The sequence below is a fragment of the Nocardioides sp. Soil796 genome (assembly GCF_001429525.1).
Classification (GTDB): domain Bacteria; phylum Actinomycetota; class Actinomycetes; order Propionibacteriales; family Nocardioidaceae; genus Nocardioides.
In genome coordinates this window covers 213,620-240,186 of the sequence record NZ_LMSQ01000005.1, presented here as the reverse complement: position 1 = coordinate 240,186, position 26,567 = coordinate 213,620, and the positions used below count along the sequence as shown (strand labels likewise).

At 70.0% G+C, this 26,567-nt stretch carries 28 protein-coding genes; 10 read left to right on the top strand and 18 right to left on the bottom strand.

Translation table 11 applies throughout. From position 1 onward, the window contains the following. Positions 1-84: 84 nt before the first annotated feature. The 6 genes from ASH02_RS03795 to ASH02_RS03770 form a co-directional block, all read right to left on the bottom strand. Entirely contained in the window at positions 85-399 is a 315-nt protein-coding gene (locus ASH02_RS03795) for a hypothetical protein (RefSeq protein ID WP_057294319.1), read from the bottom strand. Further along, complete coding sequence (locus ASH02_RS03790; protein WP_056686709.1) at positions 392-1,708, bottom strand: hemolysin family protein; 1,317 nt, start codon at positions 1,706-1,708, stop codon at positions 392-394. Before ASH02_RS03790 ends, ASH02_RS03795 begins: the two co-directional genes overlap by 8 nt. Next, positions 1,705-2,154, bottom strand: coding sequence for an rRNA maturation RNase YbeY (gene ybeY / locus ASH02_RS03785; RefSeq protein ID WP_056686706.1), 450 nt, complete (start codon positions 2,152-2,154; stop codon positions 1,705-1,707). Before ybeY ends, ASH02_RS03790 begins: the two co-directional genes overlap by 4 nt. Continuing rightward, positions 2,151-3,167: a PhoH family protein gene (locus ASH02_RS03780; protein WP_056686703.1), complete on the bottom strand. Its 1,017-nt coding sequence runs from the start codon at positions 3,165-3,167 to the stop codon at positions 2,151-2,153. The genes ybeY and ASH02_RS03780 overlap by 4 nt, the downstream gene beginning before the upstream one ends. Beyond that, positions 3,164-3,364 (bottom strand): hypothetical protein, encoded by a 201-nt coding sequence (locus ASH02_RS03775; protein ID WP_057294318.1) that lies wholly within the window; start codon positions 3,362-3,364, stop codon positions 3,164-3,166. The genes ASH02_RS03780 and ASH02_RS03775 overlap by 4 nt, the downstream gene beginning before the upstream one ends. A gap of 124 nt (positions 3,365-3,488) precedes the next feature. Then, positions 3,489-3,845: a histidine triad nucleotide-binding protein gene (locus ASH02_RS03770; protein ID WP_056686697.1), complete on the bottom strand. Its 357-nt coding sequence runs from the start codon at positions 3,843-3,845 to the stop codon at positions 3,489-3,491. 87 nt (positions 3,846-3,932) lie between these two features. Between ASH02_RS03770 and ASH02_RS03765 the strand changes: the two genes are divergently transcribed. From ASH02_RS03765 to ASH02_RS03755, 3 genes are read left to right on the top strand one after another with little or no spacing between them, the layout of a single operon-like run. After that, the gene (locus tag ASH02_RS03765; protein ID WP_057294317.1) at positions 3,933-4,505 is read left to right on the top strand and encodes a SigE family RNA polymerase sigma factor; all 573 of its coding nucleotides are present in this window, start codon (positions 3,933-3,935) and stop codon (positions 4,503-4,505) included. Next, on the top strand, positions 4,502-5,605 hold the full coding sequence (locus ASH02_RS03760; protein ID WP_056686690.1) for a Gmad2 immunoglobulin-like domain-containing protein: 1,104 nt from the start codon (positions 4,502-4,504) through the stop codon (positions 5,603-5,605). Before ASH02_RS03765 ends, ASH02_RS03760 begins: the two co-directional genes overlap by 4 nt. 17 nt (positions 5,606-5,622) lie before the next feature. Further along, positions 5,623-6,666, top strand: coding sequence for a winged helix DNA-binding domain-containing protein (locus ASH02_RS03755; protein ID WP_057294316.1), 1,044 nt, complete (start codon positions 5,623-5,625; stop codon positions 6,664-6,666). On the opposite strand, the gene ASH02_RS03750 is transcribed toward ASH02_RS03755, so the two are convergent. The 4 genes from ASH02_RS03750 to hrcA form a co-directional block, all read right to left on the bottom strand. Further along, positions 6,652-7,944: a cytochrome P450 gene (locus tag ASH02_RS03750; protein WP_082564051.1), complete on the bottom strand. Its 1,293-nt coding sequence runs from the start codon at positions 7,942-7,944 to the stop codon at positions 6,652-6,654. The genes ASH02_RS03755 and ASH02_RS03750 overlap by 15 nt on opposite strands. A gap of 79 nt (positions 7,945-8,023) precedes the next feature. After that, entirely contained in the window at positions 8,024-8,764 is a 741-nt protein-coding gene (locus ASH02_RS03745) for a 16S rRNA (uracil(1498)-N(3))-methyltransferase (protein ID WP_057294315.1), read from the bottom strand. Next, positions 8,764-9,939 carry a molecular chaperone DnaJ gene (gene dnaJ / locus ASH02_RS03740; RefSeq protein WP_056686678.1) on the bottom strand — a complete coding sequence of 392 codons (1,176 nt, stop codon included), beginning with the start codon at positions 9,937-9,939 and terminating at the stop codon, positions 8,764-8,766. The genes ASH02_RS03745 and dnaJ overlap by 1 nt, the downstream gene beginning before the upstream one ends. Before the next feature lie 37 nt (positions 9,940-9,976). Further along, positions 9,977-10,999: a heat-inducible transcriptional repressor HrcA gene (hrcA, locus tag ASH02_RS03735; RefSeq protein WP_056892469.1), complete on the bottom strand. Its 1,023-nt coding sequence runs from the start codon at positions 10,997-10,999 to the stop codon at positions 9,977-9,979. Positions 11,000-11,148: 149 nt separating this feature from the next. Here hrcA and ASH02_RS03730 point away from each other — a divergent pair, with 149 nt between their 5' ends. From ASH02_RS03730 to ASH02_RS03720, 3 genes are all read left to right on the top strand, one after another. Then, positions 11,149-11,850 carry a hypothetical protein gene (locus ASH02_RS03730; protein WP_057294314.1) on the top strand — a complete coding sequence of 234 codons (702 nt, stop codon included), beginning with the start codon at positions 11,149-11,151 and terminating at the stop codon, positions 11,848-11,850. A 146-nt stretch (positions 11,851-11,996) separates the two neighbouring features. Then, the gene (locus ASH02_RS03725) at positions 11,997-12,818 is read left to right on the top strand and encodes an MBL fold metallo-hydrolase (protein ID WP_057294313.1); all 822 of its coding nucleotides are present in this window, start codon (positions 11,997-11,999) and stop codon (positions 12,816-12,818) included. A gap of 19 nt (positions 12,819-12,837) precedes the next feature. Then, positions 12,838-13,692, top strand: coding sequence for a DUF3097 domain-containing protein (locus ASH02_RS03720; RefSeq protein WP_057294312.1), 855 nt, complete (start codon positions 12,838-12,840; stop codon positions 13,690-13,692). A 106-nt stretch (positions 13,693-13,798) separates the two neighbouring features. On the opposite strand, the gene hemW is transcribed toward ASH02_RS03720, so the two are convergent. The 5 genes from hemW to ASH02_RS03695 all read right to left on the bottom strand — a co-directional run bounded on the left by hemW (position 13,799) and on the right by ASH02_RS03695 (position 19,828). After that, positions 13,799-15,046, bottom strand: a complete 1,248-nt coding sequence (gene hemW / locus ASH02_RS03715) for a radical SAM family heme chaperone HemW (RefSeq protein WP_057294311.1) — start codon at positions 15,044-15,046, stop codon at positions 13,799-13,801. 24 nt (positions 15,047-15,070) lie between these two features. After that, the gene (locus ASH02_RS03710; protein WP_057294310.1) at positions 15,071-15,985 is read right to left on the bottom strand and encodes an intradiol ring-cleavage dioxygenase; all 915 of its coding nucleotides are present in this window, start codon (positions 15,983-15,985) and stop codon (positions 15,071-15,073) included. 123 nt (positions 15,986-16,108) lie between these two features. Further along, entirely contained in the window at positions 16,109-17,929 is a 1,821-nt protein-coding gene (locus ASH02_RS03705) for an AMP-dependent synthetase/ligase (protein WP_057294309.1), read from the bottom strand. A 185-nt stretch (positions 17,930-18,114) separates the two neighbouring features. Continuing rightward, entirely contained in the window at positions 18,115-18,864 is a 750-nt protein-coding gene (locus ASH02_RS03700; RefSeq protein ID WP_057294308.1) for an SDR family oxidoreductase, read from the bottom strand. 25 nt (positions 18,865-18,889) lie between these two features. Beyond that, positions 18,890-19,828 (bottom strand): aminoglycoside phosphotransferase family protein, encoded by a 939-nt coding sequence (locus ASH02_RS03695; protein WP_056686649.1) that lies wholly within the window; start codon positions 19,826-19,828, stop codon positions 18,890-18,892. 96 nt (positions 19,829-19,924) lie between these two features. On the opposite strand from ASH02_RS03695, the gene ASH02_RS03690 reads away from it, so the two are divergent. Then, complete coding sequence (locus ASH02_RS03690) at positions 19,925-20,722, top strand: hypothetical protein (protein WP_056686645.1); 798 nt, start codon at positions 19,925-19,927, stop codon at positions 20,720-20,722. Positions 20,723-20,730: 8 nt separating this feature from the next. On the opposite strand, the gene lepA is transcribed toward ASH02_RS03690, so the two are convergent. Beyond that, positions 20,731-22,620: a translation elongation factor 4 gene (gene lepA / locus ASH02_RS03685; RefSeq protein WP_056686642.1), complete on the bottom strand. Its 1,890-nt coding sequence runs from the start codon at positions 22,618-22,620 to the stop codon at positions 20,731-20,733. Between the two features lie 79 nt (positions 22,621-22,699). Beyond that, entirely contained in the window at positions 22,700-23,239 is a 540-nt protein-coding gene (locus ASH02_RS03680; RefSeq protein ID WP_056686640.1) for a GNAT family N-acetyltransferase, read from the bottom strand. A gap of 168 nt (positions 23,240-23,407) precedes the next feature. Between ASH02_RS03680 and ASH02_RS03675 the strand changes: the two genes are divergently transcribed. The 3 genes from ASH02_RS03675 (at position 23,408) to rpsT (ending at position 25,412) form a co-directional block, all read left to right on the top strand. After that, on the top strand, positions 23,408-23,896 hold the full coding sequence (locus ASH02_RS03675) for a DUF4189 domain-containing protein (protein WP_056686637.1): 489 nt from the start codon (positions 23,408-23,410) through the stop codon (positions 23,894-23,896). 103 nt (positions 23,897-23,999) lie between these two features. Next, positions 24,000-24,938 carry a hypothetical protein gene (locus tag ASH02_RS03670; RefSeq protein ID WP_056686634.1) on the top strand — a complete coding sequence of 313 codons (939 nt, stop codon included), beginning with the start codon at positions 24,000-24,002 and terminating at the stop codon, positions 24,936-24,938. A 213-nt stretch (positions 24,939-25,151) separates the two neighbouring features. Then, positions 25,152-25,412, top strand: a complete 261-nt coding sequence (gene rpsT, locus ASH02_RS03665) for a 30S ribosomal protein S20 (RefSeq protein WP_056686631.1) — start codon at positions 25,152-25,154, stop codon at positions 25,410-25,412. A gap of 126 nt (positions 25,413-25,538) precedes the next feature. Here the strand turns inward: rpsT and holA are convergent, their stop codons facing one another. Continuing rightward, a complete protein-coding gene (gene holA / locus ASH02_RS03660) occupies positions 25,539-26,531 on the bottom strand; it encodes a DNA polymerase III subunit delta (protein WP_056686628.1) in 993 nt (330 codons plus the stop codon). Between the last annotated feature and the right edge of the window lie 36 nt (positions 26,532-26,567).

Below are 26,567 nucleotides of genomic sequence, written 5' to 3'. Positions count from 1 at the left end.
CCTGACGTTTCGGCCCTCGGCAGGGCCGAAACGTCAGGGAGTATCCCCGGAAGTGGACCGGAACGTCAGGGAGTATCGGAGGGATCAGACGAGGTGGAGGGGGACGCCGGGGCCGGCGAACTCCTCGACCACCGCGAGATCGGCCGCGGAAGCGGCACCGTCGGCTCCACCGTCCCGCATGAGTACGACGGCCTCGAGGCCGGCCGATCCCGACGAGGAGGCCATCGCCACGCACACCTGGATCGCGGAGAGCTTGAGCGACGGGAGGTCGACCGAGCCGGCGGCGTAGGTGCGTCCGTCGGTGTCGCGCACGGCGGCGCCTTCCGTGGCGCGGGTGCGGGCGCGCGTGGCGCGGGCCAGGGTGACGAGCTTGGCGTCTTCGGGGGCGAGGTCAGGCATGCGGCTCAGCGTAGTCGTCGGCGTCGGCCCTCCCGGGCGGTGGTTCGGCCTTGCTGATCAGCACCGTGCCGATGCGGTTGCGCCTGCCGGCCGACTCCTCGGCCTCGAAGCGCAGGCCGTGCGACTCGACGACCGAACCCGGGATCGGGACCCGGCCGAGCTCCTTGGCCATCAGACCACCGACCGAGTCGACGTCCTCCTCGACCTGCACGTAGCCGGGGAACAGCTCGTCGAGGTCGTCGACCGGGTAGCGCGAGGAGACACGGGTGCTGCCGTCCTCGAACACCTCGATCTGGATCTCGCCCTCGTCGTACTCGTCGGTGATCTCGCCGACGATCTCCTCGAGGACGTCTTCGATGGTGACGATGCCGGCCGTGCCGCCGTACTCGTCGACGACCACGGCGATGTGCTGGCGGCGGGCCTGCATCTCGGAGAGCACGTCGTCCGCCGGTTTGCTGTCGGGCACCCAGTGCACCGGGCGCAGGTGCTGGTCGATGCGCTCGGTGGTCTCTGCGTCAGCGTTGTCGAAGACCCGCTTGCTGACGTCCTTGAGATAGGCGAAGCCGACGATGTCGTCGAGGTTCTCCCCCACGACCGGCATGCGGGAGTAGCCGCTGCGCAGGAACAGCGACATCGTCTGGCGCAGGTTCTTGTTGCGGTCGACGTACAGCACGTCGTTGCGGGGCACCATCACCTCGCGGACAGTCGTGTCACCGAGCTCGAAGACGGAGTGGATCATCTTGCGCTCGCCGTCCTCGATGACGCTGGAGGCCTCGGCCATGTCGACCAGCTCACGCAGCTCGGTCTCCGTCGAGAACGGTCCGTCGCTGAACCCCTTGCCGGGCGTGAGCGCGTTGCCGATCAGGATCAGCAGCTGCGGGATCGGGCCGAGGATGCGGGTGACCCACTGGATCGGCGCGGCGCAGAGCAGGGCGACGGTGATCGCGTGCTGGCGGCCGAGAGTGCGCGGCGCGACCCCGATCGCGACGAACGAGACGACCAGCATGATGCCGATCGAGATCAGGATCCTGGCCCACGACGCATCGACGCTGCCCGAGACCAGCCGGGTGACGAGCACGATCGCCGAGACCTCGCACAGGATGCGCAGCAGCAGCGTGGTGTTCAGGTAGCGGGCCGGGTCGTCGAGGATCGCCAGCACCCGTTTGGCACCGGCCTTGCCCTCAGCGGCTATCTCCTCGGCGCGGGCGCGCGAGAAGCTGGACAGTGCGGCGTCGGCGGCCGAGAGGAGACCGGCGAGGAGAACGAGGACGGCTGCTGAACCCAGCAGCCAGAGATCGCCACTGGTCATTGGGCACGCCACTCGGCGAGGAGCCGGTCCTGGAGACCGAACATCTCCTTGTGCTCCTCGGGCTCCGCGTGGTCGTAGCCGAGGAGGTGGAGGATGCCGTGCACGGTGAGCAGCTCGATCTCGGCGTCCCGTGAGTGCCCAGCCGTGACCGCCTGCTTGCCGGCGATCTCGGGGCACAGCACCAGGTCGCCGAGCACGCCCTCTTCAGGCTCCTCGTTGACCAGGCCGGGACGCAGCTCGTCCATCGGGAAGGCCAGCACGTCGGTGGGGCCGTCCTTCTCCATCCAGCGGGCGTTGAGCTCGGCGATGGTCGCCTCGTCGACGGCCTTGATGCAGAGCTCGGCCTGCGGGTGCACCCGCATCTGGTCCATCACGAACCGGCTCAGCATCGACAGCTGGTGTACGTCGAGCTCGTGACCCGACTCGTTGAGCACCTCGATGGTCACCGGTGCTGGTCCTTCCGGGCGGAGTCCCGGGCGTCGAAGGTCTCGTAGGCCGCGACGATCTTGCCGACCAGCCGGTGGCGCACGACGTCGTGGGCGGTGAGCCGGTTGAACGAGATGTCGTCGACGGTGTCGAGGATGCCCTCGACGATGCGCAGCCCGGACTTGGTGCCGGACGGCAGGTCGACCTGGGTGACGTCGCCGGTGACCACGATCTTGGAGCCGAAGCCCAGCCGGGTCAGGAACATCTTCATCTGCTCGGGCGTGGTGTTCTGGGCCTCGTCGAGGATGATGAACGAGTCGTTGAGCGACCGGCCGCGCAGGAACGCCAGGGGCGCCACCTCGATGGTGCCGGCGGCGAGCAGCTTGGGGATCAGCTCGGGGTCGAGCATGTCGTGCAGGGCGTCGTACAGCGGCCGCAGGTAGGGGTCGATCTTCTCCGTGAGCGTGCCGGGGAGGAAGCCGAGCTTCTCGCCGGCCTCGACGGCGGGTCGGCTGAGGATGATGCGGTTGACCTGCTTGGACTGCAGTGCCTGCACCGCCTTGGCCACGGCCAGGTAGGTCTTGCCGGTGCCGGCCGGGCCGATGCCGAAGGTGATCGTGCTCTTGTCGATCGAGTCGACGTAGCGCTTCTGGTTCAGCGTCTTGGGCCGGATGGTGCGGCCGCGGTTGCTCAGGATGTTGAGCGAGAGCACGTCGGCCGGGCGCTCGGTGGTCTCGGCGCGCAGCATCGACACGACCCGCTCGACGGTCTCGTCGGTGATGCCCTGACCGGTGCGGATGATCGTCACCAGCTCTTCGAGGAGTCGCTCCACGAGCGCGATCTCGGCCGGCGCGCCCTGGAGGGTCACCTGGTTGCCACGCACGTGTACGTCGGCCTCGAAGGCGCGCTCGATCAGGGACAGGTGTTCGTCGTTGGGCCCGAGCAGGCTGACCATGTTGACGCTCGACGGCACGACGACGGTGTGCTTGGTGGTCGGGCCGCGGGAGCCGGACTCGCTCTGGGTGTCTGTCATGAGGACTCCATGCTACGGCGCGGCGAGCACCGGGTCACACCGGCTTTTCGCGACAGGGCTGCCACGGCCTCGGCATCGGCGGCGTCATCGGTGATCAGCTGGGAGATCGCGCTGGCGTCGCAGATCCGGGCCAGCGCCACCTTGCCGAGCTTGTGCGATCCCGCGACGACGCTGACCCGCTGGGCGCTGCTGACCATCTCCGCGTTGATGCCGGCGCACGGCCGTCGCCGACGAGGTCACCCGACTCCTCGGGCTCCTGTCCGGCTCGGTCGTCAGCGCGGACTGACCAGCGCCGTCAGCGCTGGCCGCCGTACGCGACCGTCAGCCCGGGGGCCAGGTCAGGTCGCGCCCGCCGAGCACGTGCAGGTGGGCGTGGAAGACCGTCTGCTGCGCGGCCGCCCCGGTGTTGAACACCGCGCGGTAGCCGGGCAGGTCCTCCTTCTCGGCGACCTCGCGGGCAGTGGTGAACAGCTCGGCCAACGCCGCCGGCTCGTGGTCGGCCAGCGACGCGGCGTTCTCGTAGTGGCTGCGCGGCACGACCAGGAAGTGCGTCGGCGCCTGCGGTTGCAGGTCTCGGAAGGCGACCGTGAGATCTGTGGCGTGCACGATCTCGGCGGGCAGGTCGCCGGCCACGATCTTGCAGAAGATGCAGTCGTCAGGGGGAACGGGTGCACTCATGCAGGCCACACTAGAGGTGGCACCGCGAGCAATGAAGGGCCCCCGGCGTGTAAACCGGCGGAGCGACCCGCGCGTGCCACTAGCGTGATGACCCATGCACCTCCGACGACGACGGACCGCCCAGTGACCGGCGACGGCCGGCCCGGCGACGCCGACTCCGCGGTCGAGCAGCTGTACGCCACCCACTGGCGCTCGCTGGTCCGCCTCTCGGTGCTGCTGGTGCGTGACACCGGCACGGCCGAGGAGATCGTCCAGGACGCGTTCGTCGCGATGCACGGGCGGTGGGGCAGGTTGCGCGAGCCGGAGAAGGGCCTCGCCTACCTGCGCCAGGCCGTGGTGAACCGGTCGCGGTCGGTCCTGAGGCACCGCAAGGTGGTCGACCGGCACCTCGAGGTCGAAGGCCACCGCGGCGTGCCCCTCGCCCCCGGCGCCGACGAGCACGCCCTCGAGCAGGCGCGGCGCGAGAGCGTCCTCGACGCTGTGGCCGCACTCCCCCGACGCCAGCGCGAGGTGATCGCGCTGCGCTACTACCTCGATCTCACCGAAGCACAGATCGCGGACACCCTCGGCATCAGCCGCGGTGCCGTGAAGAGCCACGCGTCGCGTGGCGCCGAGTCGTTGCGCCAGCACCTCGGAGAACTCCTGGAGGACCACTCATGAACCGCCCCGAGAAGAACGACCCGCTCCGGGAGCTGATCTCCGACGCGGTCTCCGACGTGGAGCCCGCAGACGGGCTCGAGTCCATCCGCAACCGAACGAAGGTGACCAGCATGAGCACTCGCCGACCCTGGATCTACGGCGCCGGTGGCGCCATCGTCGCCACCGCTGCCGTCATCACCGCGATCGCGTTCGCCGGGAACTTCGGCGACGGCGACTCCGCCGACCCCGGCCCGGCCGGGAGCTCGTCGGCCGGCACCACCGATGGTGCGACCGACGACGTCACCGTCGAGGACCCGTCGGCCTTCACGACCGAGGGCGAGACCGACCCGGCCGACCCACCGGCGGTACTCGTCACCGTGCCGGTCTACTACATCGGTGACGGCCCGGGGGGCAGCGTGCTGTTCCGCGAGTTCACCAAGCTGCGACCGGGATCCGGGCAGAGCAATGTCGAGGCCGCCCTCGGGATGGCCGTCAGCGGCACCCCGATGGATCCCGACTACCGCCAGCCGTGGCCGGACGGCACCAAGGTCGACACCACGGCCGAGACGATGCAGGGCGACGTGATCGTCGTACCCCTTCTCGAGGGTGGCACGCCCTTGCACGACCGGCCCGACGGCATGAGCGAGCGCGACGCCCAGCTGGCCATCGAGCAGCTCGTCTACACGGCACAGGCAGCCGTCGGCAAGGGCCGCTTGCCCGTCCAGATCCTGCTGGACGGCGAGCACAGCGACACGGTCCTCGGCGTACCCACCTCGGAGCCCCTCGCCAACGCCGACGTGCTCGACACGCTCTCGCTGATGAACGTGACGGCGCCCGTCGAGGGAGCCGAGGTGTCCGGGTCGTTCACCGCAACCGGCGTCAACAACAGCTTCGAGTCGAACGTCCAGTGGCAGGTGCTCAAGGGCGACAAGGTGGTCAAGGACGGCTTCGGCACCGCCGAGGGCTGGGGCATGGATCGCCTGTTCCCCTGGAAGGTGAAGGTCGACGTCAGCGGCCTGGCCCCGGGCGAGTACACCTTCAAGGCGATGAACGACGACCCCACCGGTGGTGCCGAGGGCAACGGGCCGGACGTCGACACGAAGACCATCGTCGTCAAGTGAACGCCTAGGTTGGGGTCGTGCAGCTCACGCCACGCGACCTCAACCGCACCTTGTTGGCCCGCCAGCACCTGCTGGAGCGCACGACGATGCCGGTCCCGGCGATGGTCGCGCACCTGGTCGGCCTGCAGGCCCAGGCCAACCTGCCGCCGTACCTCTCGCTGGCCGCACGCCTGGAGGGCTTCGACCCGTACGACGTGAGCGCCGGCCTGACCACGAAGGTTCTGGTCCGACTGCTGACGATGCGCGGCACCGTGCACCTGCTGGTGCCCGACGACGCGCTGTCGCTGCGGCAGTGGACGCAGCCGCGCCAGGACCGCGAACGCGCCGCCAGCCAGAACACCGCGGCCGCGCTGCACCTCGACGCCGGTGAGTTCGCGACCGCCGTCTCCGAGCTGCTCGCCGACGCCCCGCTCTCAGGCAAGGACCTCGGCCTGCGCCTGGAGGAGCGCTTCCCCGGCGTGCCGCCGACCGCCCTGACCAACCTGGCCCGCGTGGACCTTCCCCTGGCCCAGCTGCCTCCGCGCGGCTGCTGGCAACAGGCGGGCGGAGTCGTCTACCAGTACGTCGACCGGTGGCTGGAGCGATCGTTGGTCGAGCCCGATCCCCCGGCGATCGTCCGCCGCTACCTGCGCGCGTTCGGGCCGGCCACCGCTGCCGACGTGACCGCCTGGTCGGGCATCACCCGGCTCGGTCCGGTGGTCGCCGGGATGGACGACCTCGTGCGACACACCGACGAGAACGGCCGGGCACTGTTCGACGTGGAGGGTGCGCCGATCGTGAACGGTGAGGCGGCGGCGCCGGTGCGCCTGCTCGGGCAGTACGACAACGTGTGGCTCTCCCACGCTGCGCGCGATCGCGTGACCACCACGCTCAACCGCAAGCGCTGGATGGGACCGAACGGCGGGATGGCGAACACGGTCTTCGTCGACGGCATGCTCGAGGGGCTGTGGCGGGTCGTCGACGACGCCCTCGAGTTCGAGCTGTTCCGTGACCTAACCCGTGCCGAGCAGCAGGAGCTCGACGCGGAGTCCGTGCGGGTCGAGGCGCTACTTGCCTCGTGACTCCGGTCCGGGGATCACCGGCACCCGCTCCACGCCGTACACCAGCGAGCTGTGCCGGAAGCCGAGGTCGGAGTCGGCCAGCTGCATCTGCGGGAAGCGGCGCACCAGCGCGGGGAAGGAGGTCCGCAGCTCCATGCGGGCCAGCTCGGAGCCGATGCAGCGGTGCAGGCCGTGGCCGAAGGCCAGGTGGCCGTGTGCCGGCCGGGTCGGGTCGAACGCGTCGGGCGCGTCGCCGAAGACCGGGTCGCGGTTGACGCCCGGGACCGAGACCAGCACCACGTCGCCCTTGTGCACCCGGTTGCCTCCCACGGTCATGTCCTGCCTGGCGAACCGCGGGAACGCCACCTGCACCACCGAGAGGTAGCGCAGCAGCTCCTCGACCACCGGGTTCACCGACTCGTCGTCGTCGCGCAGCCGCTCCCAGGTGGTGCGGTCGCCGAGCAGCACGGCCGTGCCCATCGCGAGCATGCCGGCACTGGTCTCCATGCCGCCGGTGAAGACCCCGTCGGCGAGCCCGGCCAGGTCGTAGTCGCTGATCTCGTCGCCGTGCTCGCGAAGGATCTGGCCGATCAGGCCCGGACCGGGCTCGGCGCGTTGCCGGCGGGTGGCCTCCTTGAGGAACTCCCGCGAGTCCGAGATGGCACCGAGCGTGCCGTAGCCACCCTCGGTGACGTCGAACCGGGCGCTGCCCAGCCCGCGGAAGATCTCGCGGTCGTGGTCGGGCAGCCCGAGCAGCTCGCAGATCACCAGGAACGGCACGGGGAACGCGAAGGTCGGCACGAGGTCGACGACCTCCTGATCGCGGGCACGCGCGGCGATCTCGTCCAGCTGTTGCTCGACGATGCGGGTCACCATCGGGCGGATGCGTTCGAGCCGGTGCATCGTGAACTCGGGCGTGATCAGCTTGCGCAGCCGCGTGTGGTCGGGCGGATCGGTGAAGCCGAGACCGCCGATGTCGCCGTCGGACGCGCCGCGCTTGCCGACGTACGGGCGGATGTCGGTGCTGTACGCCGTCGGATCCATCAGCACCTCGCGGCCCTCGTCGAGCCCGGTGACGAGCCACACGTTCATCCCCAGCAGGGCGGTGAGGTGATGGACAGGGGCCTCGCTGCGGGTCTCGGCGAGGCGGGGCTGGGGGTCGAAGCCGTTGCGGGCCAGGGGCCAGCCGAGTGCGTCGGGCACCTTGTCGAGCCGGGACAGGTCAATGGTCTGGGCCGGCATCAGACGCAGCAGGGTCTTGCGCACCAGCCCCTGCAGCTGTCGCTTCATCACACTCATGCCTCCAGCATCACCGAGTCCGTGCTGCCTCACATCGGGGTTCTCCCCGAGTGCGTCCCCCATTCAAACCCTCCTCCGGTCACGACCAACGGTCAGTGCCCGCCAACAACGCGGCCACTGCGGCCAGCCCGGCGGTGGAGGTGCGCAGGACCTCGCGTCCCAGTCGCACGGGGCGAACCCCCGCGGCCTCGAAGGAAGCGAGCTCCTCGTCACTGATGCCACCCTCGGGACCGACCACCACCACCATGGTGACACTCCCCTGCACAGAGATCGCGGACAAGGGCTCCGTGGCGCCCTCGTGGAGCACGACGGCCACCTCGGCCTCGCCGAGCAGGGCGACGACGTCCTCGGTGGTGGCCAGCGGCGCCACCGTCGGGAACCAGGCGCGCCGGGACTGCTTGGCCGCCTCGCGTGCCGTGGCCGCCCACTTCGCGTGTGACTTGGCCACGCGGTCACCACGCCACACCGCCACCGACCGGGACGCTGCCCACGGCACGATCACGTCGACGCCGATCTCGGTGAGCACCTCGACTGCGAGCTCTCCGCGGTCACCCTTGGGCAGGGCCTGGACCACCGTGACCGACGGGGCCTGACGCTCCTCGTGGCGCGGCTCCGCCACCTCGACGGTGAACACCCGCTTGCCCGTGGTTGCCACGACTCCGCGGGCCGACGTACCAGCACCGTCGGTGAGCACGACGTGCTCCCCCACCCGGAGCCGGCGTACGGCGACCGCGTGGTGGGCCTCGTCGCCGGAGATCTCCACCACGTCACCTGCGGCCACACCCGCGAGGGTGGCCACCAGGTGCACGGGCAGCGACATCAGTGGTTGAAGGCGTCGCGGAGGCGACCGAAGACGCCCTTGTGGGTGGCCTGGACGCTGCCGTCGGGGGTCTCCTCGCCACGGAGGGCGGCGAGCTCGCGGAGCAGCTCCTCCTGGCGCGGGTCCAGGCGGGTCGGGGTGTCGACCACCACGGTCACGATGAGGTCACCGCGGCCGACGTTGCGCAGGCCGGGAACCCCGCGTGCACTGAGCGTCTGGGTGGCGCCGGACTGGGTGCCGGGCCGGATCTCGAGGGCGAAGCTGGTCTCGACGTCGGAGTCGTCACCGGCCAGGTCTGCCTCGAGCGTCGGCAGGGTCAGGGAGGCACCCAGCGCGGCCGCGGTCATCGGCACCGTCACCGTGCAGTGCAGGTCGTTGCCGTGGCGGGTGAAGGTCGGATGGGGAGCGACGTGGATCTCGACGAACAGGTCGCCGGCCGGGCCACCGCCCGGGCCGACCTCGCCCTGGCCGCTGAGCTGGACACGCGTGCCGACGTCGACCCCGGCCGGGATCTTCACGGTGAGGCTGCGGCGCGAGCGCACGCGCCCGTCGCCGGCACACTCGCGACAGGGGTCGGGGATGATCGTGCCGAAGCCGCGGCAGGCCGCGCAGGGCCGCAGGGTGCGGATCTCACCCAGGAACGAGCGCTGCACGTGGGCGACCTCTCCCGCGCCGCGGCAGGTCTCGCAGGTGATCGGCTTGCTGCCCGGCGCGGCACCGTCGCCGTGGCAGGCCTCGCACTGGATGGCGGTGTCGACCTTCAGCTCGCGGGTGACCCCGAAGGCCGCCTCGGCGAGCTCGATCTCGAGGCGGATCAGGGCATCCTGGCCGCGGCGCATCCGTGGTCGCGGTCCACGACCACCCTGGCCGGCCTGGCCCTGGCCACCGAAGAAGGCGTCCATGATGTCGGTGAAGGAGAACCCGGCGCCCTGGCCGAACCCGCCGGCGCCCATGCCGCCGCCGAAGGGGTCGCCGCCGCGGTCGTACGCCGCACGCTTCTGGGGGTCGCTGAGCACCTCGTAGGCCAGCGAGACCTCCTTGAACTTCTCCTGGGTCTCGGGGTCGGGGTTGACGTCGGGGTGCAGCTGTCGGGCCAACCGTCGGTAGGCCTTCTTGATGGCGTCCGCATCCGCGTCTCGTGACACGCCGAGGAGTTCGTAGAGGTCCTGGCTCATGAGTCCTTCTGGTTCGTGGTGGTGATGATCGAGTGGGTCACGCTTCGTTGAGGATCCGCGAGACGTAGCGGGCCACGGCGCGAACGCTGGCCATGGTGCCCGGGTAGTCCATGCGGGTGGGACCGACGATGCCGAGGGTGGCCAAGGCCTGCTCCTGCGGGCCGTAGCCGGTCGCGATCACGCTGGTGGTGGCGAGTTCCTGGTAGGGGCCCTCGTGTCCGATGCGGACGGTCACGGCGTCGCCGTCGCCGGCCTCACCGAGGAGCTTCAGGAGCACGACGTGCTCCTCGAGCGCCTCGAGAAGGGGTCTGATGGTGGTGTCGAAACCGTCGCCGAAGCGGGCCAGGTTCGCCGTACCGCCGACGGCGACGCGAGCGTCGGAGCGGTGGTCGGACATCGCCTCGACCAGCGCGGCGACGACGGCCGTGGCCACGGGCCGGCCGGCTGGCGGCAGCTGGTCGACGACGTCGTCGAGGGCCAGGGCCGCGACGGCGATGACCTCGCCGATGGCAGCCCGGTTGACCAGGGTGCGCAGCTTCTGGAGATCGTCGTCGCCGAGGTCGCCGTTGAGGTCGAGCACGCGCTGCTCGACGCGACCGGTGCTCAGGATCAGCACCAGCAGCAGGCGGTTGGGGGTCAGGGCGACGATCTCGACGTGGCGCACGGTGCTGCGGCTCAGCGTCGGGTACTGCACGACCGCGACCTGGCGGGTCAGCTGGGCCAGCAGTCGCACGCTGCGCTGCACGACGTCGTCGAGGTCGACCGCGCCCTCGAGGAAGGATGCGATCGCGCGCTGCTCGGCGGCGCTCATCGGCTTGACCGTGGTGAGTCGGTCGACGAAGAGGCGGTAGCCCTTGTCGGTGGGCACCCGGCCGGCGCTGGTGTGGGGCTGGGTGATGAACCCCTCCTCCTCGAGCGCGGCCATGTCGTTGCGGACCGTGGCCGGCGAGACACCGAGCTGGTGCCGCTCCACGAGGGCACGCGAACCGACCGGCTCCTCGGTCGAGACGTAGTCCTCGACGATCGCCCGGAGCACGGCGAGGCGGCGGTCCTCGACCATGGTCGTCCTCCTCGATGCTGGCACTCCGACTTTACGAGTGCCAATGCTACTCGGCAGGCCCCGCGAACGCCGAAGCCGTGCCGTGAGGGTCTGGTCACCCCACGTTCATTAGGTTAGGCTGCCCTAAGTTTCAAGTAGAGAGCGAGTCCATGACCACCACCAGCCCGTCGCCCGACCCGGCCAGCCTGGCCGCCCACGCCCGCAGCATCCTGTCCTGCCCCGAAGGCGTCAGCCTCGTGGTCGAGGGCGCCGAGTACGACCTCGACGAGGGCGTCTCACTGCACGACGACGCGGGCACGCCTACTTTCTTCGCGCCGTTCGGCTGCACCGTCGACCGGGCTGCGGGCGAGAACCGCAACGCCCTGCTGCGGGTCACCGGCCGACTCGACCCCGACAACGACGTCCGCTCGCACGTCGTCCTGGCCGGCACCCTGCGGGTCCAGGGCGAGTGCTGCCACGAGGACACACTGCGAGTGGTCACGCTCGAGATCGGGATGGTCTCCCTCGTCCTGACCGGCGACGGCCATCCCGAGCGCCACCTCACCGTGCCGACCTCGCAGTTCCGGCACCCGGCCCACCGCCTGAACCGCGGCTACCTGCACAGCTGCGCGCAGCATGCCAACGAGTGCCACCAGGACGAGCTGCTCCGGGCGGTCGCCCTCGCCACGGGCACGCCGCTGGGCCAGCTGGCCGGCGTCACCCTGGCCGACCTGCGTCCCGCGGGCGTCAGCCTCCGGTGGATCGACGCCTCCGGCTCGCACTCGCGCGAGATCGCCTTCCCGGTACCGGCCCGCAACCCCGAGGAGCTGGCCGGCCTGCTCAGCGCCCACCTCCACAGCGACCTCTGCTGACCCTTCCCGCGAACCGTGCATTCTTGATGCGCGAACCGTGGATTCTTGTGTCACGAGCCTGCAGTTGTTGGTGTGCGAGCCGGCGATTCTTGCGGTGACGCGGCACGGCCGTACGGCGTCCGCGGGCCACGTCCTAGTCTGGCCGGATGGCTACTCCCCTGGTCGAGGTCGCGGATCGTGTCTGGGTCGCGCGCCACGAGTGGTTCGACGTCAACGTCACGGTGATCGGTGGCACCACCGGCCTCGTGGTCGTCGACACCCTTGCCTCGACGCGCGAGATGCGCGGCACCCTGGACGCCGTACGACGCCTCGGTGAGGTGGTCGCCGTGGTCAACACGCACGAGCACTTCGACCACGTGCTCGGCAACTCGCTCTTCGACGGCCTCCCGATCCATGCGCACGAGGAGACGGCGGCCGCACTCGAGCGCTTCCGCGACGACCGGCCGGCGTACGACGGCGAGCGGGGCGAGGAGATCGACGCCTCCCCCGTCGTGGTGCCCACCGACACGTTCTCGTCCGCGCGCGTGGTCGACCTGGGAGATCGACAGGTCGAGCTGCTCCACCCCGGTCGCGGCCACACCGCCGGCGACATCGTGGTGCGCGTGCCGGATGTGAACGTCGTGGTCACCGGCGACCTCCTCGAGGAGTCCGCGCCACCGGCGTACGGCGAGGACTCGTGGCCCATGAACTGGCCCACCTCGCTGGACCTCGTCATCTCGCTGATGACCGACGAGACGGTCGTCGTACCGGGCCACGGGGCGGTCGTGGACCTCGACTTCGTGCACGAGCAACGCGGTGGGATCGGCGTCGTCGCGGAGACGATCCGCGACCTCGCCGGGCGCGGCATCCCCGCGAGCCAGGCGCTGGCCGAGGGCGAGTGGCCCTGGCCACACGAGGCGCTGCGGCACGCCGTCGCTCGCGGCTACGAGCAACTCCCCCGCGCGTCGAAGCGGCTCCCGCTGATCTGATCGGGCTAGCGTTCGCAGGGTGTCTTCCCCCAACGACCGCTACGGATCAGACGTGCTCAACACCGACTGGCGCGCGCCCAAGAACGGCCGCGCCACCGAGGTGGAGGCCGACACCGGGTTGGTCGTCGAGGAGATCACCACCGACTGGTGCGGCGAGATCGTGGCCGTCGACCGCGACATCGACACGGTGACGCTCGAGGACCGCCGCAGCCAGCGCCGCACGTTCCCGCTCGGCCCCGGGTTCCTGCTCGAGGGCAAGCCGGTGATCCTGACCCGGCCGACCCGGTTGAAGACTCCCGCCAAGCCGACGCGTACGGCGAGCGGGTCGGTCGCCGTACACGGCGCGAAGGCCCGCGTGGCGCGAGCCAGTCGCATCTTCGTCGAGGGCCGCCACGACGCCGAGCTGGTCGAGAAGGTGTGGGGTGACGACCTGCGCATCGAGGGCGTGGTCGTGGAGTTCCTGGGCGGCGTCGACGACCTGTCCGAGCACCTCCGCGACTTCAAGCCGGGACCGGACAGGCGGGTCGGCGTTCTCGTCGACCACCTCGTCCGCGGCTCGAAGGAGAGCCGGATCGCCCAGTCGATCGCCAAGTCCCCGGTCGGCAAGCACGTGCTCATCGTCGGCCACCCGTTCATCGATGTCTGGGCGGCGGTGAAGCCCGAGCGACTGGGCATCGCCCGGTGGCCCGACGTGCCGCGCAACATCGAGTGGAAGTACGGCGTCTGCCAGCAGCTCGGCTGGCCGCACCGCAACCAGACCGACATCGCCCGCGCCTGGCAGCACATACTCGGCGGGGTGCGCGGCTTCCAGGATCTCGACCCGGCTCTGCTCGGCAGGGTCGAGGAGCTGATCGACTTCGTGACCGCTCCCTGAGGTCGCTGCCTGGCGCCAGACCGCAAGGACTGCAGGTTCGGACGTCAAGGACTGCGGGTTCGAGGCGCAAGAATCCACGGTTCGCGCATCAAGAATGCACGGTTGGTCAGATGAGGTCGCGGACGACGGCGTCGGCCAGCAGCCGGCCTTGCAGGGTCAGCACCAGGCGCCCCGGGTCGAGTGGGCCCGGGTCGAGTGGGTTCGGCTCGAGTGGGTTCGGCTCGATGAGGCCGCGGGCGAGCAGGTCGGGCAGCAGCGCGCGGGCCTGGTCGTCGAGCAGGTCGAGTGACAGTCCGTCGCGGATCCGGATCTCCAGCAGCACGCGCTCGACCCGGCGGGTCTCGTCGTCGAGGACCTCCCGGGCCAGCGCCGGGCTGACTCCTCGGGAGATGCGCTCGGCGTACGCCGCCGGGTGCTTGACGTTCCACCAGCGAACCCCGCCGACGTGGGAGTGCGCGCCGGGGCCGACGCCCCACCAGTCCGCCCCCTGCCAATAGAGCATGTTGTGCCGGCATCGCGTGTCGACGTCGGTCGACCAGTTCGAGACCTCGTACCAGCCCAGTCCGGCCGCCGACAGGGCCGCGTCGGTGGCGAGGTACTTGTCGGCGTGGTCGTCGTCATCGGTCATCGGCATCTCCCCCCGGCGCACCCGACGGGCCAGCGCCGTGCCCTCCTCCACGATCAGCGAGTACGCCGACACATGGTCGGGGCGGCACGCCAGCGCGGCGTCGAGCGACTCCTGCCAGTCGGCTGCCGACTCCCCCGGCGTCCCGTAGATCAGGTCAAGGCTGACCTGGTCGAAGCCGGCCTGCCTGGCCCAGTCGACCACCGCCGGGACTCGCAACGGGTCGTGGGTGCGGTCGAGGGTCTTGAGCACATGTGGCACCGCCGACTGCATGCCGAACGACAGCCGGTTGAACCCGCCGTGACGCAGGGCCTCGAGGTCCCACAGGGCCACGCTGTCCGGGTTCGCCTCCGTCGTGACCTCGACGTCGTCGGCCAGACCGAACTCGGCGGAGATCGACGCGACGATGGCGGTCAGGTCGGCCGGGGGCAGCAGCGTCGGCGTACCGCCGCCGAAGAAGATCGTGTCGACGCGACGGTCGACGTCGCCGAGCACGGCGCGCGCCTGGCGGATCTCGGCGATCGCCGACTCGGCGTACGTCGCACGCGTGACGCCCTCACCCAGCTCGGTCGCGGTGTAGGTGTTGAAGTCGCAGTAGCCGCAACGCACCGTGCAGAACGGCACGTGGACGTAGACGCCGAACGGGCGGTCGGCGGCCCCGGCCAGCGCCGATTCCGGGAGCCGGCCGTCGGCGGGAGCCGGGTCTCCGGGAGGCAGGGCTGAGGGCACCCGCCCATCCAATCACCGGGTGGCTCAAACCGGGACATTCAGCGTGGCCACATACCCCTTCTCCATCGAGCCGGTGACCTTCGCCATCTGCAACGAGTGGCCGTCGGAGAACACGTTGTCCTGGTCGAGAGGCGTCTGCTCCATGTTCGAAGCGCTCGTCCCGTAGCCGTCCGCGTTCGCGTAGACCTCGTCGCAGACGTCCTCGGGGAAGGCGAGCTGCGAGGTGCGCAGGCGGTTCGACGCACTCGTGGCGTCGTCGAGGGATGGGTAGATCTCGAAGTGGATGTGCGGCCACCTGCCCATGTAGGCGGCCGGGAAGATGGTGGTGAACGTGACGTTGCCCGACTCGTCGGCCGCCTGGACGCCGCGCAGGTAGTTCTCTTCGGAGACGGCCTCGGAGTAGAGCGAGTAGTTGCCGTCGCGGTCGCAGTGCCACACGTAGACGGCCGCGCCGGCCAGCGCCGAGATCTCCTCGCCGTCGAGGTCGTAGACCTTCAGCTTGAGGGTCAGCGGTACGCCGGCGGCGACACCGGAGGCACTGCCGAAGCTGCTGGTGATGTCGCTGCGGACCACGCCGCTCTCGGTGAGCACGTTGACGCCGTTGGTGCCGTCGGCCGGGTAGGGGCCGTTGGTCTCCTCGGGGATCTCCCCCTCGGCGACGTCGACGCCTGAGTCCGCACCGCCACCGGCCGGTGGCGCCCCGCCTACCGGCGGCCCGCCCTGCGCCGCGGACTCCGTGCCACTGACCACGGTCTTGTCCGACCCCTCGGCGCAGGCCACCAGACCCGCGGCGCCCACTGCGCCGAAGAGGGCGAGTACACCGCGCCGCGCCATCGGCCGCCTTCCGCTCTCGACGATGCGACCGAGGTCCTGCGACAGGCCCTCGTCGTGGGCATGGTCATGGCCGTCGCGCTCGCCGTCGTCGTGCACCGGGTTCATCGTCGTACCGCCTCCAGGAAATGCCGAATGGGTGTCGGCGGATCTCTCCGCCGACACCCATCAGAGCCGGTCGACCTGTGTGCCTGCTGTGCGTTGCCAGTGCCGGAGCACAGAGCCCCAGGCTCAGCCGTAGAAGGACGCGATGAGCTCCTTGTTGTTGTCCTCCACGACCTTGCGCTTGACCTTCATCGACGGCGTCAGCTCGCCGGACTCGATGCTCAGGTCGTGGTCGAGGATCTTGAACTTCTTGATCGTCTCCCAGCGGTTGAGGCGGCCGTTGAGCTCGTCGACGTACCCGCTGACCATCTCCTTGGCCTCGGGGCTGGTGACGACCTCGGTGTAGGAGGCCCCCTCCTTGCCGTTCTGGGCGGCCCAGTCGGTCATCTGGTCGGGGTCGAGGGTGACCAGGGCGGAGACGAAGTTGCGCTCGTTGCCGATCACCAGGAACTGGCTGGCGTAGGGGCAGATCGCCTTGAACTGCGACTCGATCGCCGACGGCGCGATGTACTTGCCGCCGGAGGTCTTGAAGAGGTCCTTCTTGCGGTCGGTGATCTTGAGGAAGCCGTCGTCGTCGAGCTCCCCGATGTCACCGGTGTGCAGCCAGCCGTCCTCGGTGAGCGCCTCGGCGGTGGCCTCCGGGAGGTTGTGATAGCCCTCCATGACGTGGGGGCCGCGCAGCAGCACCTCGCCGTCCTCGGCGATCTTCACCTCGCTGCCCGGGAACGGCGCGCCCACCGAGCCGAACTTGTACTGGTCGGGGTGGTTGACCGTGGCGCCGGCCGCGTTCTCGGTCATGCCGTAGCCCTCGAGCACCGTGATGCCCGCGGCGTGGAACCACTCGGCGACCTCACGGTTCAGCGCCGCGGAGCCGGAGATGAAGAACCGGACCCGGCCACCGAACCGGTCACGGACCTTGCTGAACACCAGCTTGTCGAACAGCCCGTGCTGGAGCTTGAGGGTCAACGGGACCGACTTGCCCTCGCGCTTGAGCCGGTCGACCTCGAGGCCCACCGCGAACGCCTTCTTGAACAGCTTCTCCTTGGCGCCACCCTCGGCAGCCTGCATGGTGACGATGCGCGAGTAGGCCTTCTCGAAGATGCGCGGGGCGGCACCCATGAAGGTCGGCTTCACGATCGCCAGGTTGTCGATGATCTTGTCGACCCGGCCGTCGACCGCGGTCGGGAAGCCGCAGGCCAGCTGGGTCGAGAGCAGCACCTTGCCGAACGAGTGGGCCATCGGCAGCCACAGGAACTGCAGGTCGTCCTCGTGAAGGATGTCCTGGGAGGCGATCGCCTCACCCTCGTAGACCCAGGCCCGGTGGCGCAGGCGGACGCCCTTGGGCCGGCCCGTCGTGCCGGAGGTGTAGATCAGGGTGGCGAGCTGCTCGGGGTCGATGGCCGCAGCGTGGTCGGTCACCGCTGCGGGGTTGGCCTCGAGGAACTCTGCGCCGAGCCGCTCGAGCTCGGCCAGGTCGATCACCCAGTCGCCGTCGGCGGTGCCGTCGAACGTGACCACCTTGGCCAGGTGGGGCAGCTCCGCGCGGTGCTCGACCAGCTTGGCGACCTGGTCGTCGTCCTCGGCGAAGACCACGCGCGACTCCGAGTCGCTGAGGATGTACGCCGTGTCGGCCGCGTTCGTCGACGGGTAGACCGTCGTCGTGGCGGCACCAGCGCACATCACGGCGAGGTCGGCGAGGATCCACTCGTAGCGGGTGCCTGCGGCGATACCGACGCGTTGTTCGGGCTCGATGCCCAGTGCCATCAGGCCTGCCGCGAGACGGGACACGCGGTCGCCCACCTGCTGCCAGGTGACGGACTCCCAGTTGTCGCCGACCGGGAAGCGGTATGCCTCACTGGCCGACGACTTCTCGACCCTGTCGAGGAACTGCACCGCAACGTTGCGGGGCATCGTCTCGACGAACGATGCGTCGTAGTTGATCGGCATCTCACTCCTGATGGTTCGGCTGTGCGGGCGCGGTCGTCTGACACGACCCACCCTCGTGTACGTACCAGTAACCTAGATCACCGAGGCACCTCGCGCACGCGATCCCGCCCACCAGTCGCACAATGGGCGCAAAAGCCCATGAATCAGGCAGTGCCCCGCACGGACGGCCGGCTGCACCGGCGCGGTCAGCGACCACCGGCGACCCGCAGGGTCGTGCCGGTGACGTAGGACGCGGCGTCGGAGAGCAGCCAGGCCACGGCCTCGGCTATCTCCTCGGGTGTTCCAGCCCGGCCCAACGGCACACGCCCTCCCACCCGCTCGAGCCGGCCGGGATCACCCGCGTCCGCATGGATGCGGGTGTCGACGAGGCCGGGAGCCACCGCCACGACCCGCACCCCGTCGGCGGCCACCTCCTGCGCCAGGCCGACCGTCAACGCGTCGATGCCCGCCTTGGCGGACGCGTAGTGGACGTACTCCCCCGGCGCGCCGAGGGTCGCCGCGCCGGAGCCGATGTTGACCAGCACGCCTCCTGCCCCGCCGTACGAACGGCCGAGGGCGCGCACGGCCGCTCGGGCCACGAGGATCGCGGCGGTCAGGTTGAGCTCGATGCTGCGACGTACGACGTCGACGGGGGTCTCGGCGAGTGGCGCGATGTGCAGGGTCGCCCCGGCGTTGTTGACCACGCCGGTCAGCGGACCGGCCCCGGACGTGGCGGCCGCGAACAAGGCATCGATGCCGTCATCGGTGGTGAGGTCGCCGCGCACCACTGTGCAGGAGGCACCCGCTTCGCGCACGGCCGCCGCAGTCTCCGACGCGGCGACCTCGTCGCGGGCATGGCCCAGCACCAGGTCATGGCCGTCGGCCGCGAGTCGCAGGGCCGTGGCGGCACCGATCCCGCGCGTGCCGCCGGTGACGAGGGTGACCGGTCGTGTCATGGAGCCAGTCAACCAGTCGTCCGCGTCAGTCCTGGACTGCCTTGGCGAGCGTGACGCACTGGGTGATCCACTCCCGGTCCCCAGCGGTGAGCGGGCCGCCGGCACGCTCGGCGTCCTGCACCGCCCACATCGCGTTGTGCACCATGCGTACGACGACCCAGTCGCGAGTGCGCTCCTCGTCGAGCTCCGCGTGGTCGACCAGCGTGTGGAAGCGCCGGCGTACGGCGTCGCGCAGGTCACCGCCCGCGACCATCTCGTCCCACCTGTTCCACAACATCGGAGCGACCTCGTAGTGCGGGTCGCCACTCATCGGCTTCGGGTCGATCACCAACCAGGGCTGACGATCGCCGGCCAGGACGTTCTCATAGTGGAGGTCGCCGTGGATCAGCGTGTCGGTGCTGGCAGGGTCGTCGACGAAGGACTTCCCCAGCGCCGTGGCCTGCTCGACGAGCCGCCGCGGGATCGGGGCGTTGCGCGGCAGCCGCGACAGGTCGTCGTTCCACCGGCCGACGAACGAGGTCAGCGAGCGCAGCTGTGGGAGTGCCGGCACGTGGATCCGCCGGTAGAGGCCGGCCACCACCTCGCAGGCCTCCAGGTCCCAGAGGTCGGTGAGGTCCTCGGGATGCAGCCGTTCGAGGAGCATCGCCCGGCGCCGCGGATCGGCGCGCAGCAGCGCCACCGCTCCATGACCGTGCCAGTGCTGCAGGGCCAGGTGCTCGTGGTCGGACTCCTCGGCGTCGGCGTCCGTGTGCAGCTTGAGCACCGCGGGCAGCCCGGACACGGTGCGCACCGGCAGGACCAGGGAGCAGAAGCCGTGCATCGACGGTCCGTCGAGCGTCAGGTCCCACTCGGCCAGCACCTCGGCGGCCAGTCTGGGCAGAGCATCCAGCCAGTCGGCCCACGCGTCGCCCAGCCGGGCCTGCGCGCGCAGTCCGGAGGGGATCTCCACGACGTCACCGTTCACGTGGGCCAGCCTAGGAGTGCCCGTGTGACCCGTGGTTTGCGCGACCCGGAACTGGATAGTCTCCCCGCACCCACTGACCTCCCGGAAGCAGACGACATGAACCTGCAGGACCCGACCCGACCCGACGCTGTCATCCTGCTCCCCGCAGTGCCGGCCACCATGGCGGAGGTCTTCGGGGTGGTCTCCCCGGAGCTGGCAGCCGCCCTCGAGGGTGTGCCGCCGGTTCCCGCGCTGGCATCCCGGGTCAACGGGTGCGAGCTCACCCTCGGTGTCGTGGGTGCTCCGATCACCGACCGGGACCTGCTGGCCGACCTGTCCACGAGTCCACTGCGCGCCACCCTGGAGCCCGCCGTCGCCGCTCACCGTGCGTACGCCACCATCACGGCCCCGACCGACGATCCCTGGACCAGCTCGGACCTGGTCAGCAATCTGGTCGCCTACCTGCTGGACGACACCGATGCGAAGGCGGTCTGGTTGCCGCGCCAGATGATCGTGAACACCGATGTGATGTACGTCCACGACGTGGCCGAGGGTCAGCCCGAGCGCACCTGGTTCCGGGTGCACGCGATGCAGGGCAGCGCCGGTGCGGCGACTGCCTTCACCCGGGGCCTCGGTGCCTTCGGCTGGCCCGAGGTGCAGGCCACCAACTGGCCGGGAGGCCCGGCCGACGCCTTCACCGCACTCACCGAGGCACTCGGAGCTCGGGTGCGGGAGCGACGGGCCCTGGGCGCGGGCGAGCAGCTGGAGCTCGCCGGCACCCGCTTCAGCCTGCAGCCGGGAACCGACGTCGTGGGCCAGGGCCTGGACGTGCTCGACCTGGTCCCCGGAGGAGCGTCGACCGGGCCGACCGTCGCGGAGCCGGCCAGGAAGCGCGGCTGGTTCCGGCGCGGCTGACCCTGCTGCTACTTCTTGGACTTCTCCGTGGGCTGCGTGGTCGAGAGGGCGGCGACGAACGCCTCCTGCGGCACCTCGACCCGGCCGACCATCTTCATCCGCTTCTTGCCTTCCTTCTGCTTCTCCAGAAGCTTGCGCTTGCGGCTGATGTCGCCGCCGTAGCACTTGGCGAGCACGTCCTTGCGGATCGCGCGGATATTCTCGCGGGCGATCACCCGGGCACCGATGGCGGCCTGGATCGGCACCTCGAACTGCTGCCTGGGAATCAGTTCCTTCAGCTTGCCGGCCAGCATCACGCCGTAGTTGTACGCCGCATCGCGGTGCACGATCGCGGAGAACGCGTCGACGGGCTCGCCCTGCAGCAGGATGTCGACCTTGACCAGGTCGGCGGCCTGGTCACCCGAGCGTTCGTAGTCGAGCGAGGCATACCCCTTGGTGCGCGACTTCAGCTGGTCGAAGAAGTCGAAGACGATCTCGCCCATCGGCAAGGTGTAGCGCATCTCGACGCGGTCCTCGGAGAGGTAGTCCATGCCGCCGAGCTGACCGCGCTTGGCCTGACAGAGCTCCATGATCGTGCCGATGTAGTCGGACGGCGTCAGGATCGTCGCGCGCACGACCGGCTCACGCACCTCGGCGACCTTGCCGTCAGGGTACTCGCTGGGGTTGGTGCACTCGATGACCGTGCCGTCTTCCATCGTGACGGTGTAGATCACGTTGGGCGTGGTGGAGATCAGGTCGAGGTTGAACTCGCGCTCGAGCCGCTCACGGACGATCTCCATGTGCAGCAGGCCGAGGAAGCCGCAGCGGAAGCCGAAGCCGAGGGCACCGGAGGTCTCCGGCTCATAGGCGAGCGCGGCGTCGTTGAGCTGCAGGCGCTCCAGCGCATCGCGCAGATTGGGGTACTCGTCGCCGTCAATGGGGTAGAGCCCGGCATAGACCATCGGATTCGGATGCTTGTAGCCACCGAGGGCCTCGGTGGCTCCGTGGTGCTGACTGGTGACGGTGTCACCGACCCGCGACTGGCGCACGTCCTTCACGCCGGTGATGAGGTAGCCGACCTCGCCGACCCCGATCTCGCTCCCCTTCACCGGCTCGGGGCTGATCACGCCGACCTCGAGCATTTCGTGCACGACGCCGTTCGACATCATCTTGATGCGGTCGCGGTGGGAGAGCTTGCCGTCGACGACGCGGACGTAGGTCACCACGCCGCGGTAGGTGTCGTAGACGGAGTCGAAGATCAGTGCCCGCGCAGGCGCATCGGCGTCGCCGACGGGCGCGGGGGTCTGCTTGACGATCTCGTTGAGCAATGCCTCGACTCCGACGCCGGTCTTCGCGGAGGTGAGGAGTACGTCGGACACGTCGCAGCCCACCAGCCCGGCAAGCTCGGCGGCGTACTTCTCGACGTTGGCGCCGGGCAGGTCGATCTTGTTGAGCACCGGGATGATGTGGAGGTCCGCGCCCATGGCCAGGTAGAGGTTCGCCAGGGTCTGCGCCTCGATGCCCTGGGCAGCGTCGACCAGGAGGACGGCCGCCTCACATGCCTCGAGCGAGCGCGAGACCTCATAGGTGAAGTCGACGTGGCCGGGAGTGTCGATCATGTTGAGCACATAGTCGCCCGGCCCCGAGTCGATGCCGTGACTCGCGGCTGCTTCCTGCGTGACGGTCCACGGCATCCGGACCGCCTGCGACTTGATCGTGATGCCGCGCTCGCGTTCGATGTCCATGCGGTCGAGGTACTGAGCCCGGGCAGCCCGCGCATCGACGACTCCGGTGAGCTGGAGCATCCGGTCGGCAAGGGTCGACTTGCCGTGGTCGATGTGCGCGATGATGCAGAAGTTCCTGATGATCGCGGGATCGGTGTGGCCGGGCTTCGGCGCTTGCGAGGTCAACGGCGGCATGCTCTCTGGGCTGTGGTGCGGAGTACGACGTGCGGCTCGTCATTGTCCCATGACCCCGGGCCAGCGCCGAACCGACAGATCAGTGGCTGTGGCCGGCGGTGGGCACCCAGTAGCGTCGCTTGTCGCCACGGAGCGACTCGAGCACCCCGCCGGAGGCCTCGATGGCCCGGATCGAGCCGACGTTGTCGTCGTCGCAGGTGACCAGGGCCGGGTCGATGCCGAAGCCGTGGGCCAGCGGCAGCATGCCTCGCAGCATCGCGGTCGCGTGTCCGCGTCGCCGGGCCGAGGGGCGTACGTCGTACCCGATGTGGCCGCCTATGTCCGCCAGGAAGTCGTTGAGCTCCTGGCGCAGCGCGATCCGCCCGAGGTAGGTCTCGCCGTCGACGTACCACCGGGTGGAGGTCAGTACCCAACGCTCGGGCAGGCGGGACCGGTCGACCTCCTCGGCGGCGAGCTGGTCGACGAAGGCTGCGAAGCCCTCGGCGCTGTGCCACGTGGCGGAGTACTTCTCGATCCAGCCGGCGGTCTGGGTGTCGCGGGCGCCCTCGGCGACGTACTCGTCCATCGCCTCGAGGAACGAGGCCATGACACGGGACGTGGGGCTGACGAGTTCCGGCATGCCTCACACGACATCACGTGGAGGGGCCGTCGCGCATCGCAATTATGTCCGGGAAGGTGGGTCGAGCCGTTCATCCGCGAGTCAACCGTCGCCGAACCGTTTCGGACGACGTCGTGCGGGTAGGGGCGGGGCGTCACCGCATCAACCATCCAGAAAGGGACTGCTCCCATGAGCAAGCTGATCACCCGAGCAGGTGTCCTGCTCGCCGCCCTCCTCATGACCGTCGGCGTCATGGCCGCACTGAGCACCGGCGCCACCGCGGCCACCGCGGCGCCGGCGGCCACGGTCGCAGCCGGCCCCGCCGCAAGCACGACTGCCGCTCCGGCCCGACTGGCCGCGCGACGCTACAACTGGGGGGCGATCGCCATATCGGACGGCGACTACGCCTGGGGCACGTCGTACGACTACGCCACCAAGCGCAACGCGCGCATCTCCGCGATCCGCCGGTGCCGCGCGCACTCCAACTACCCGTACAAGTGCGTGGTCAGGATGGTGATCGTGAACCAGTGCGGCGCCTACGCCTACAAGCGCCGCGCCGACGGCACGCTGCACTGGGGCTACGCTCGCTACTACTCGAAGGCCCGCACCATCCGGACCGCCAAGGCCCGCGCCGGCTACAACTCGCGGCTCCTGACGTGGGTGTGCACCACCCGCTGATCCGACACCCTCATGTGGACGCCGGTCCGCACCTCCGGGTGCCGGCCGGCGTCCTCGTGTCCGCCGTCGTGGCGCAGACAAGACCCCCAGGAGACCATCCCGCATGACCAGCACCCTCCCGGCCCGTCCAGCCAGCGGCACGACCGCGCGCCGGCTCGAGTGGCAGTTCCTCCCGCCGCACATCCGCGCGCTGGTCGAGGAGCACTGCGGCTCCCCCGTCGTCCGGGCCGACTCCCAAGGGGGCGGGTTCACCCCCGGCTTCGCCTCGGTGCTGACGTGCGAGGACGGCACCCAGCACTTCGTGAAGGCCGCCTCGGTGAAGGCGCAGAGGATGTTCGCGCTCTCCTACCGCGAGGAGGCGCGCAAGCTGGGCGTCCTCCAGGAACTCGTGCCCGCACCCCGTCTCCTGTGGTCGCACGACGACGACTGGGTGGTGCTCGGGTTCGAGTACGTCGACGCGCACCTGCCGGCGCGCCCCTGGCAGCGACCTGACCTCGACCGGCTCCTCGACGCACTGGAGGCGGTCGCCGACGTCGAGGCGCCGGCCGACCTGGCTCTGGACCTGATCGAGGAGGACCTCGCCGACCTGCCGGCGTACTGGGACGTGATCCGGGAACGGCACCCGAGCCTGGCCCATGCCGACGAGGCAGCCGACCTGGCCGCCGGGTTCGCCGAGGCCCTGCGTGGCGGCGCGGTGCAGCACACCGACATCCGCGACGACAACACCCTGCTCGGCACCGACGGCGCCCTGTGGATCTGCGACTGGAACTGGCCGGTCCTCGGGGCGCCATGGTTCGACACGCTGTCTGCCCTGATCGGTCCCCGCGGCGACGGCCTCGACGTCGAGGCTGTCCTGGCCTCTCGCCGGCTGACCCGCGACGTGCCACCCGCACACGTCGACAGCGCCCTGGCCCTGCTCGCCGGGCACTTCCTGAAGTCCGCCGACGACCCGGTGCCGTCCAACTCGCCCCACATGCGCGCCTCCCAGGCCTGGCAGGGGGCCGCCGTGTGGTCCTGGCTCTCCGAACGCCGCAACTGGTGACCCGTCGCCAGTTCGCATCGACCTGTCGCCAGTTCGACCCGAACGACGGATTTGGGGCGTTCCGGGGCCGCTGATAGAGTTTCTCCTTGCATGTCTGGCGCCCTCTTCGCTGACACGCCACGGACCGGATTTCCCGCTGGTCCAACGGGCTTTACTCACCGGCCCACCCAAGACCTCATATCCCAGTCCGAACCAAGTGAAAGCGCAGCAAACGTGGCGAACATCAAGTCCCAGATCAAGCGCAACCGTCAGAACGAGCTTGCGCGCGAGCGCAACAAGTCGGTCAAGACCGGTCTGAAGTCGGCCGTGCGCAAGTTCCGCGAACTCGCGGAGTCGGGCGACAAGGACGCCGCCGCGGCCGCCGCCGTCGACGCGAACAAGAAGCTCGACAAGGCCGCCTCCAAGGGCGTCATCCACAAGAACCAGGCCGCGAACCGCAAGTCGGCCATCAGCAAGAAGGCCGCCTCGCTCTGAGGTAGCCCTTGCCGCAACCAGGCGCCGTCCCCGTCAGGGGTCCGGCGCCTTTTTGCATGCCGACCCGTCGTGAACTCGAACCGACCCGTCGCCAGTTCGCGAACTCACGACGGGTCGCGAGCAAGGTCAGCGGCCGGGACGCTGCTCGCGCAGACCGGCGACCGTGAGCACGAGTCGTTCGAGGGTGTAGGCCGCATCGTGGGCCGCGCCCTTGATGTCGGCGTCGGCCTGGGCAATCGCGCGGATCGCCGAGCCGAGACCATCGGGGGTCCATGAGCGTGACTGGTCGCGCAGCGTGCGCAGCTTCCAGGGCGGTACGCCGACCTCACGGGCCAGGTCGGCCTCACGCATGCCCCGCGGCGCGGAGACGTAGCGGGCCAGGCCCCGCACACCACCGGCGAAGGCGGACGTGATCAGCACCGGAGGCGTGCCCCCGTCGAGAGCCCAGCGCAGCTCCTCGAGAGCAGGCGCCCGACGCCCGAAGAACGCGTGGTCGGCGACGGCGAACGACTTCGCCTCGGCGCGGCCACCGAAGTAGCGCTTGACCCGTTCGACGGTCAGCGACTCCCCCGGGTAGTCGTTGACGAGCTGGTGGGCCGCAGCGGCCAGCGAGCGCAGGTCCTGGCCGATGGCCTGGACGAGGAAGTCGGCGGCGTCGTCGTCGAGGCGCGAGCCGTGCCCGCGCACCTCCGAGACCACGAAGCGGGTGAACTCGACGCCCTTGACTGCCTGCGACTTCACCTCGTTGACGGCGCCGACCTTGCGCAGCTTGGTGAGCACGCCGCTCCCCTTCTGCCCGCCGCCGTGCACCAGCACCAACGCGATGTCCTCGGCCGGGGCCGCGCAGTAGTCGAGCAGCCCGGCCACCGACTCGTCGGGCAGGTTCTCCAGCCCCCGCACGACCACGCACCGGGTCGTGGAGAACAGTGACGGCGCCGCCAGCTCGCCCAGCGTGGCGAGGGTGAGGTCGTTGCCCTGGGCCTCGGAGAACTCAGCCTCCGCGTCGTGCTTTCGGACGGCGGCGCGCACTCCGACGACCGTGCGTTCGTTGAGGAACTCTTCGCTGCCGGTCACCAGCGTGACTCGGCCGAGGACGTCTGCTGCGCGTGGTTCTGCCATGGTGCGCCAAGCCTGCCACAGCCCGCCGACAGCGCC

Excerpts from the sequence above, each read along its gene's own strand:
- ASH02_RS03780 (WP_056686703.1), bottom strand. The coding sequence starts at position 3,167 with ATGACAGACACCCAGAGCGAGTCCGGCTCCCGCGGCCCGACCACCAAG.
- ASH02_RS03700 (WP_057294308.1), bottom strand. The coding sequence starts at position 18,864 with ATGACACGACCGGTCACCCTCGTCACCGGCGGCACGCGCGGGATCGGT.
- ASH02_RS03680 (WP_056686640.1), bottom strand. The coding sequence starts at position 23,239 with ATGCCGGAACTCGTCAGCCCCACGTCCCGTGTCATGGCCTCGTTCCTC.
- ASH02_RS03795 (WP_057294319.1), bottom strand. The coding sequence starts at position 399 with ATGCCTGACCTCGCCCCCGAAGACGCCAAGCTCGTCACCCTGGCCCGC.
- ASH02_RS03725 (WP_057294313.1), top strand. The coding sequence starts at position 11,997 with ATGGCTACTCCCCTGGTCGAGGTCGCGGATCGTGTCTGGGTCGCGCGC.
- ASH02_RS03760 (WP_056686690.1), top strand. The coding sequence starts at position 4,502 with ATGAACCGCCCCGAGAAGAACGACCCGCTCCGGGAGCTGATCTCCGAC.
- ASH02_RS03750 (WP_082564051.1), bottom strand. The coding sequence starts at position 7,944 with ATGAGTGTGATGAAGCGACAGCTGCAGGGGCTGGTGCGCAAGACCCTG.
- ASH02_RS03705 (WP_057294309.1), bottom strand. The coding sequence starts at position 17,929 with ATGCCGATCAACTACGACGCATCGTTCGTCGAGACGATGCCCCGCAAC.
- lepA (WP_056686642.1), bottom strand. The coding sequence starts at position 22,620 with ATGCCGCCGTTGACCTCGCAAGCGCCGAAGCCCGGCCACACCGATCCC.
- ASH02_RS03710 (WP_057294310.1), bottom strand. The coding sequence starts at position 15,985 with ATGAACCCGGTGCACGACGACGGCGAGCGCGACGGCCATGACCATGCC.
- ASH02_RS03670 (WP_056686634.1), top strand. The coding sequence starts at position 24,000 with ATGACCAGCACCCTCCCGGCCCGTCCAGCCAGCGGCACGACCGCGCGC.
- ASH02_RS03730 (WP_057294314.1), top strand. The coding sequence starts at position 11,149 with ATGACCACCACCAGCCCGTCGCCCGACCCGGCCAGCCTGGCCGCCCAC.
- hrcA (WP_056892469.1), bottom strand. The coding sequence starts at position 10,999 with ATGGTCGAGGACCGCCGCCTCGCCGTGCTCCGGGCGATCGTCGAGGAC.
- ASH02_RS03675 (WP_056686637.1), top strand. The coding sequence starts at position 23,408 with ATGAGCAAGCTGATCACCCGAGCAGGTGTCCTGCTCGCCGCCCTCCTC.
- ASH02_RS03770 (WP_056686697.1), bottom strand. The coding sequence starts at position 3,845 with ATGAGTGCACCCGTTCCCCCTGACGACTGCATCTTCTGCAAGATCGTG.
- dnaJ (WP_056686678.1), bottom strand. The coding sequence starts at position 9,939 with ATGAGCCAGGACCTCTACGAACTCCTCGGCGTGTCACGAGACGCGGAT.
- ASH02_RS03790 (WP_056686709.1), bottom strand. The coding sequence starts at position 1,708 with ATGACCAGTGGCGATCTCTGGCTGCTGGGTTCAGCAGCCGTCCTCGTT.
- ASH02_RS03765 (WP_057294317.1), top strand. The coding sequence starts at position 3,933 with ATGACCCATGCACCTCCGACGACGACGGACCGCCCAGTGACCGGCGAC.
- ASH02_RS03775 (WP_057294318.1), bottom strand. The coding sequence starts at position 3,364 with ATGGTCAGCAGCGCCCAGCGGGTCAGCGTCGTCGCGGGATCGCACAAG.
- ASH02_RS03745 (WP_057294315.1), bottom strand. The coding sequence starts at position 8,764 with ATGTCGCTGCCCGTGCACCTGGTGGCCACCCTCGCGGGTGTGGCCGCA.
- holA (WP_056686628.1), bottom strand. The coding sequence starts at position 26,531 with ATGGCAGAACCACGCGCAGCAGACGTCCTCGGCCGAGTCACGCTGGTG.
- ASH02_RS03690 (WP_056686645.1), top strand. The coding sequence starts at position 19,925 with ATGAACCTGCAGGACCCGACCCGACCCGACGCTGTCATCCTGCTCCCC.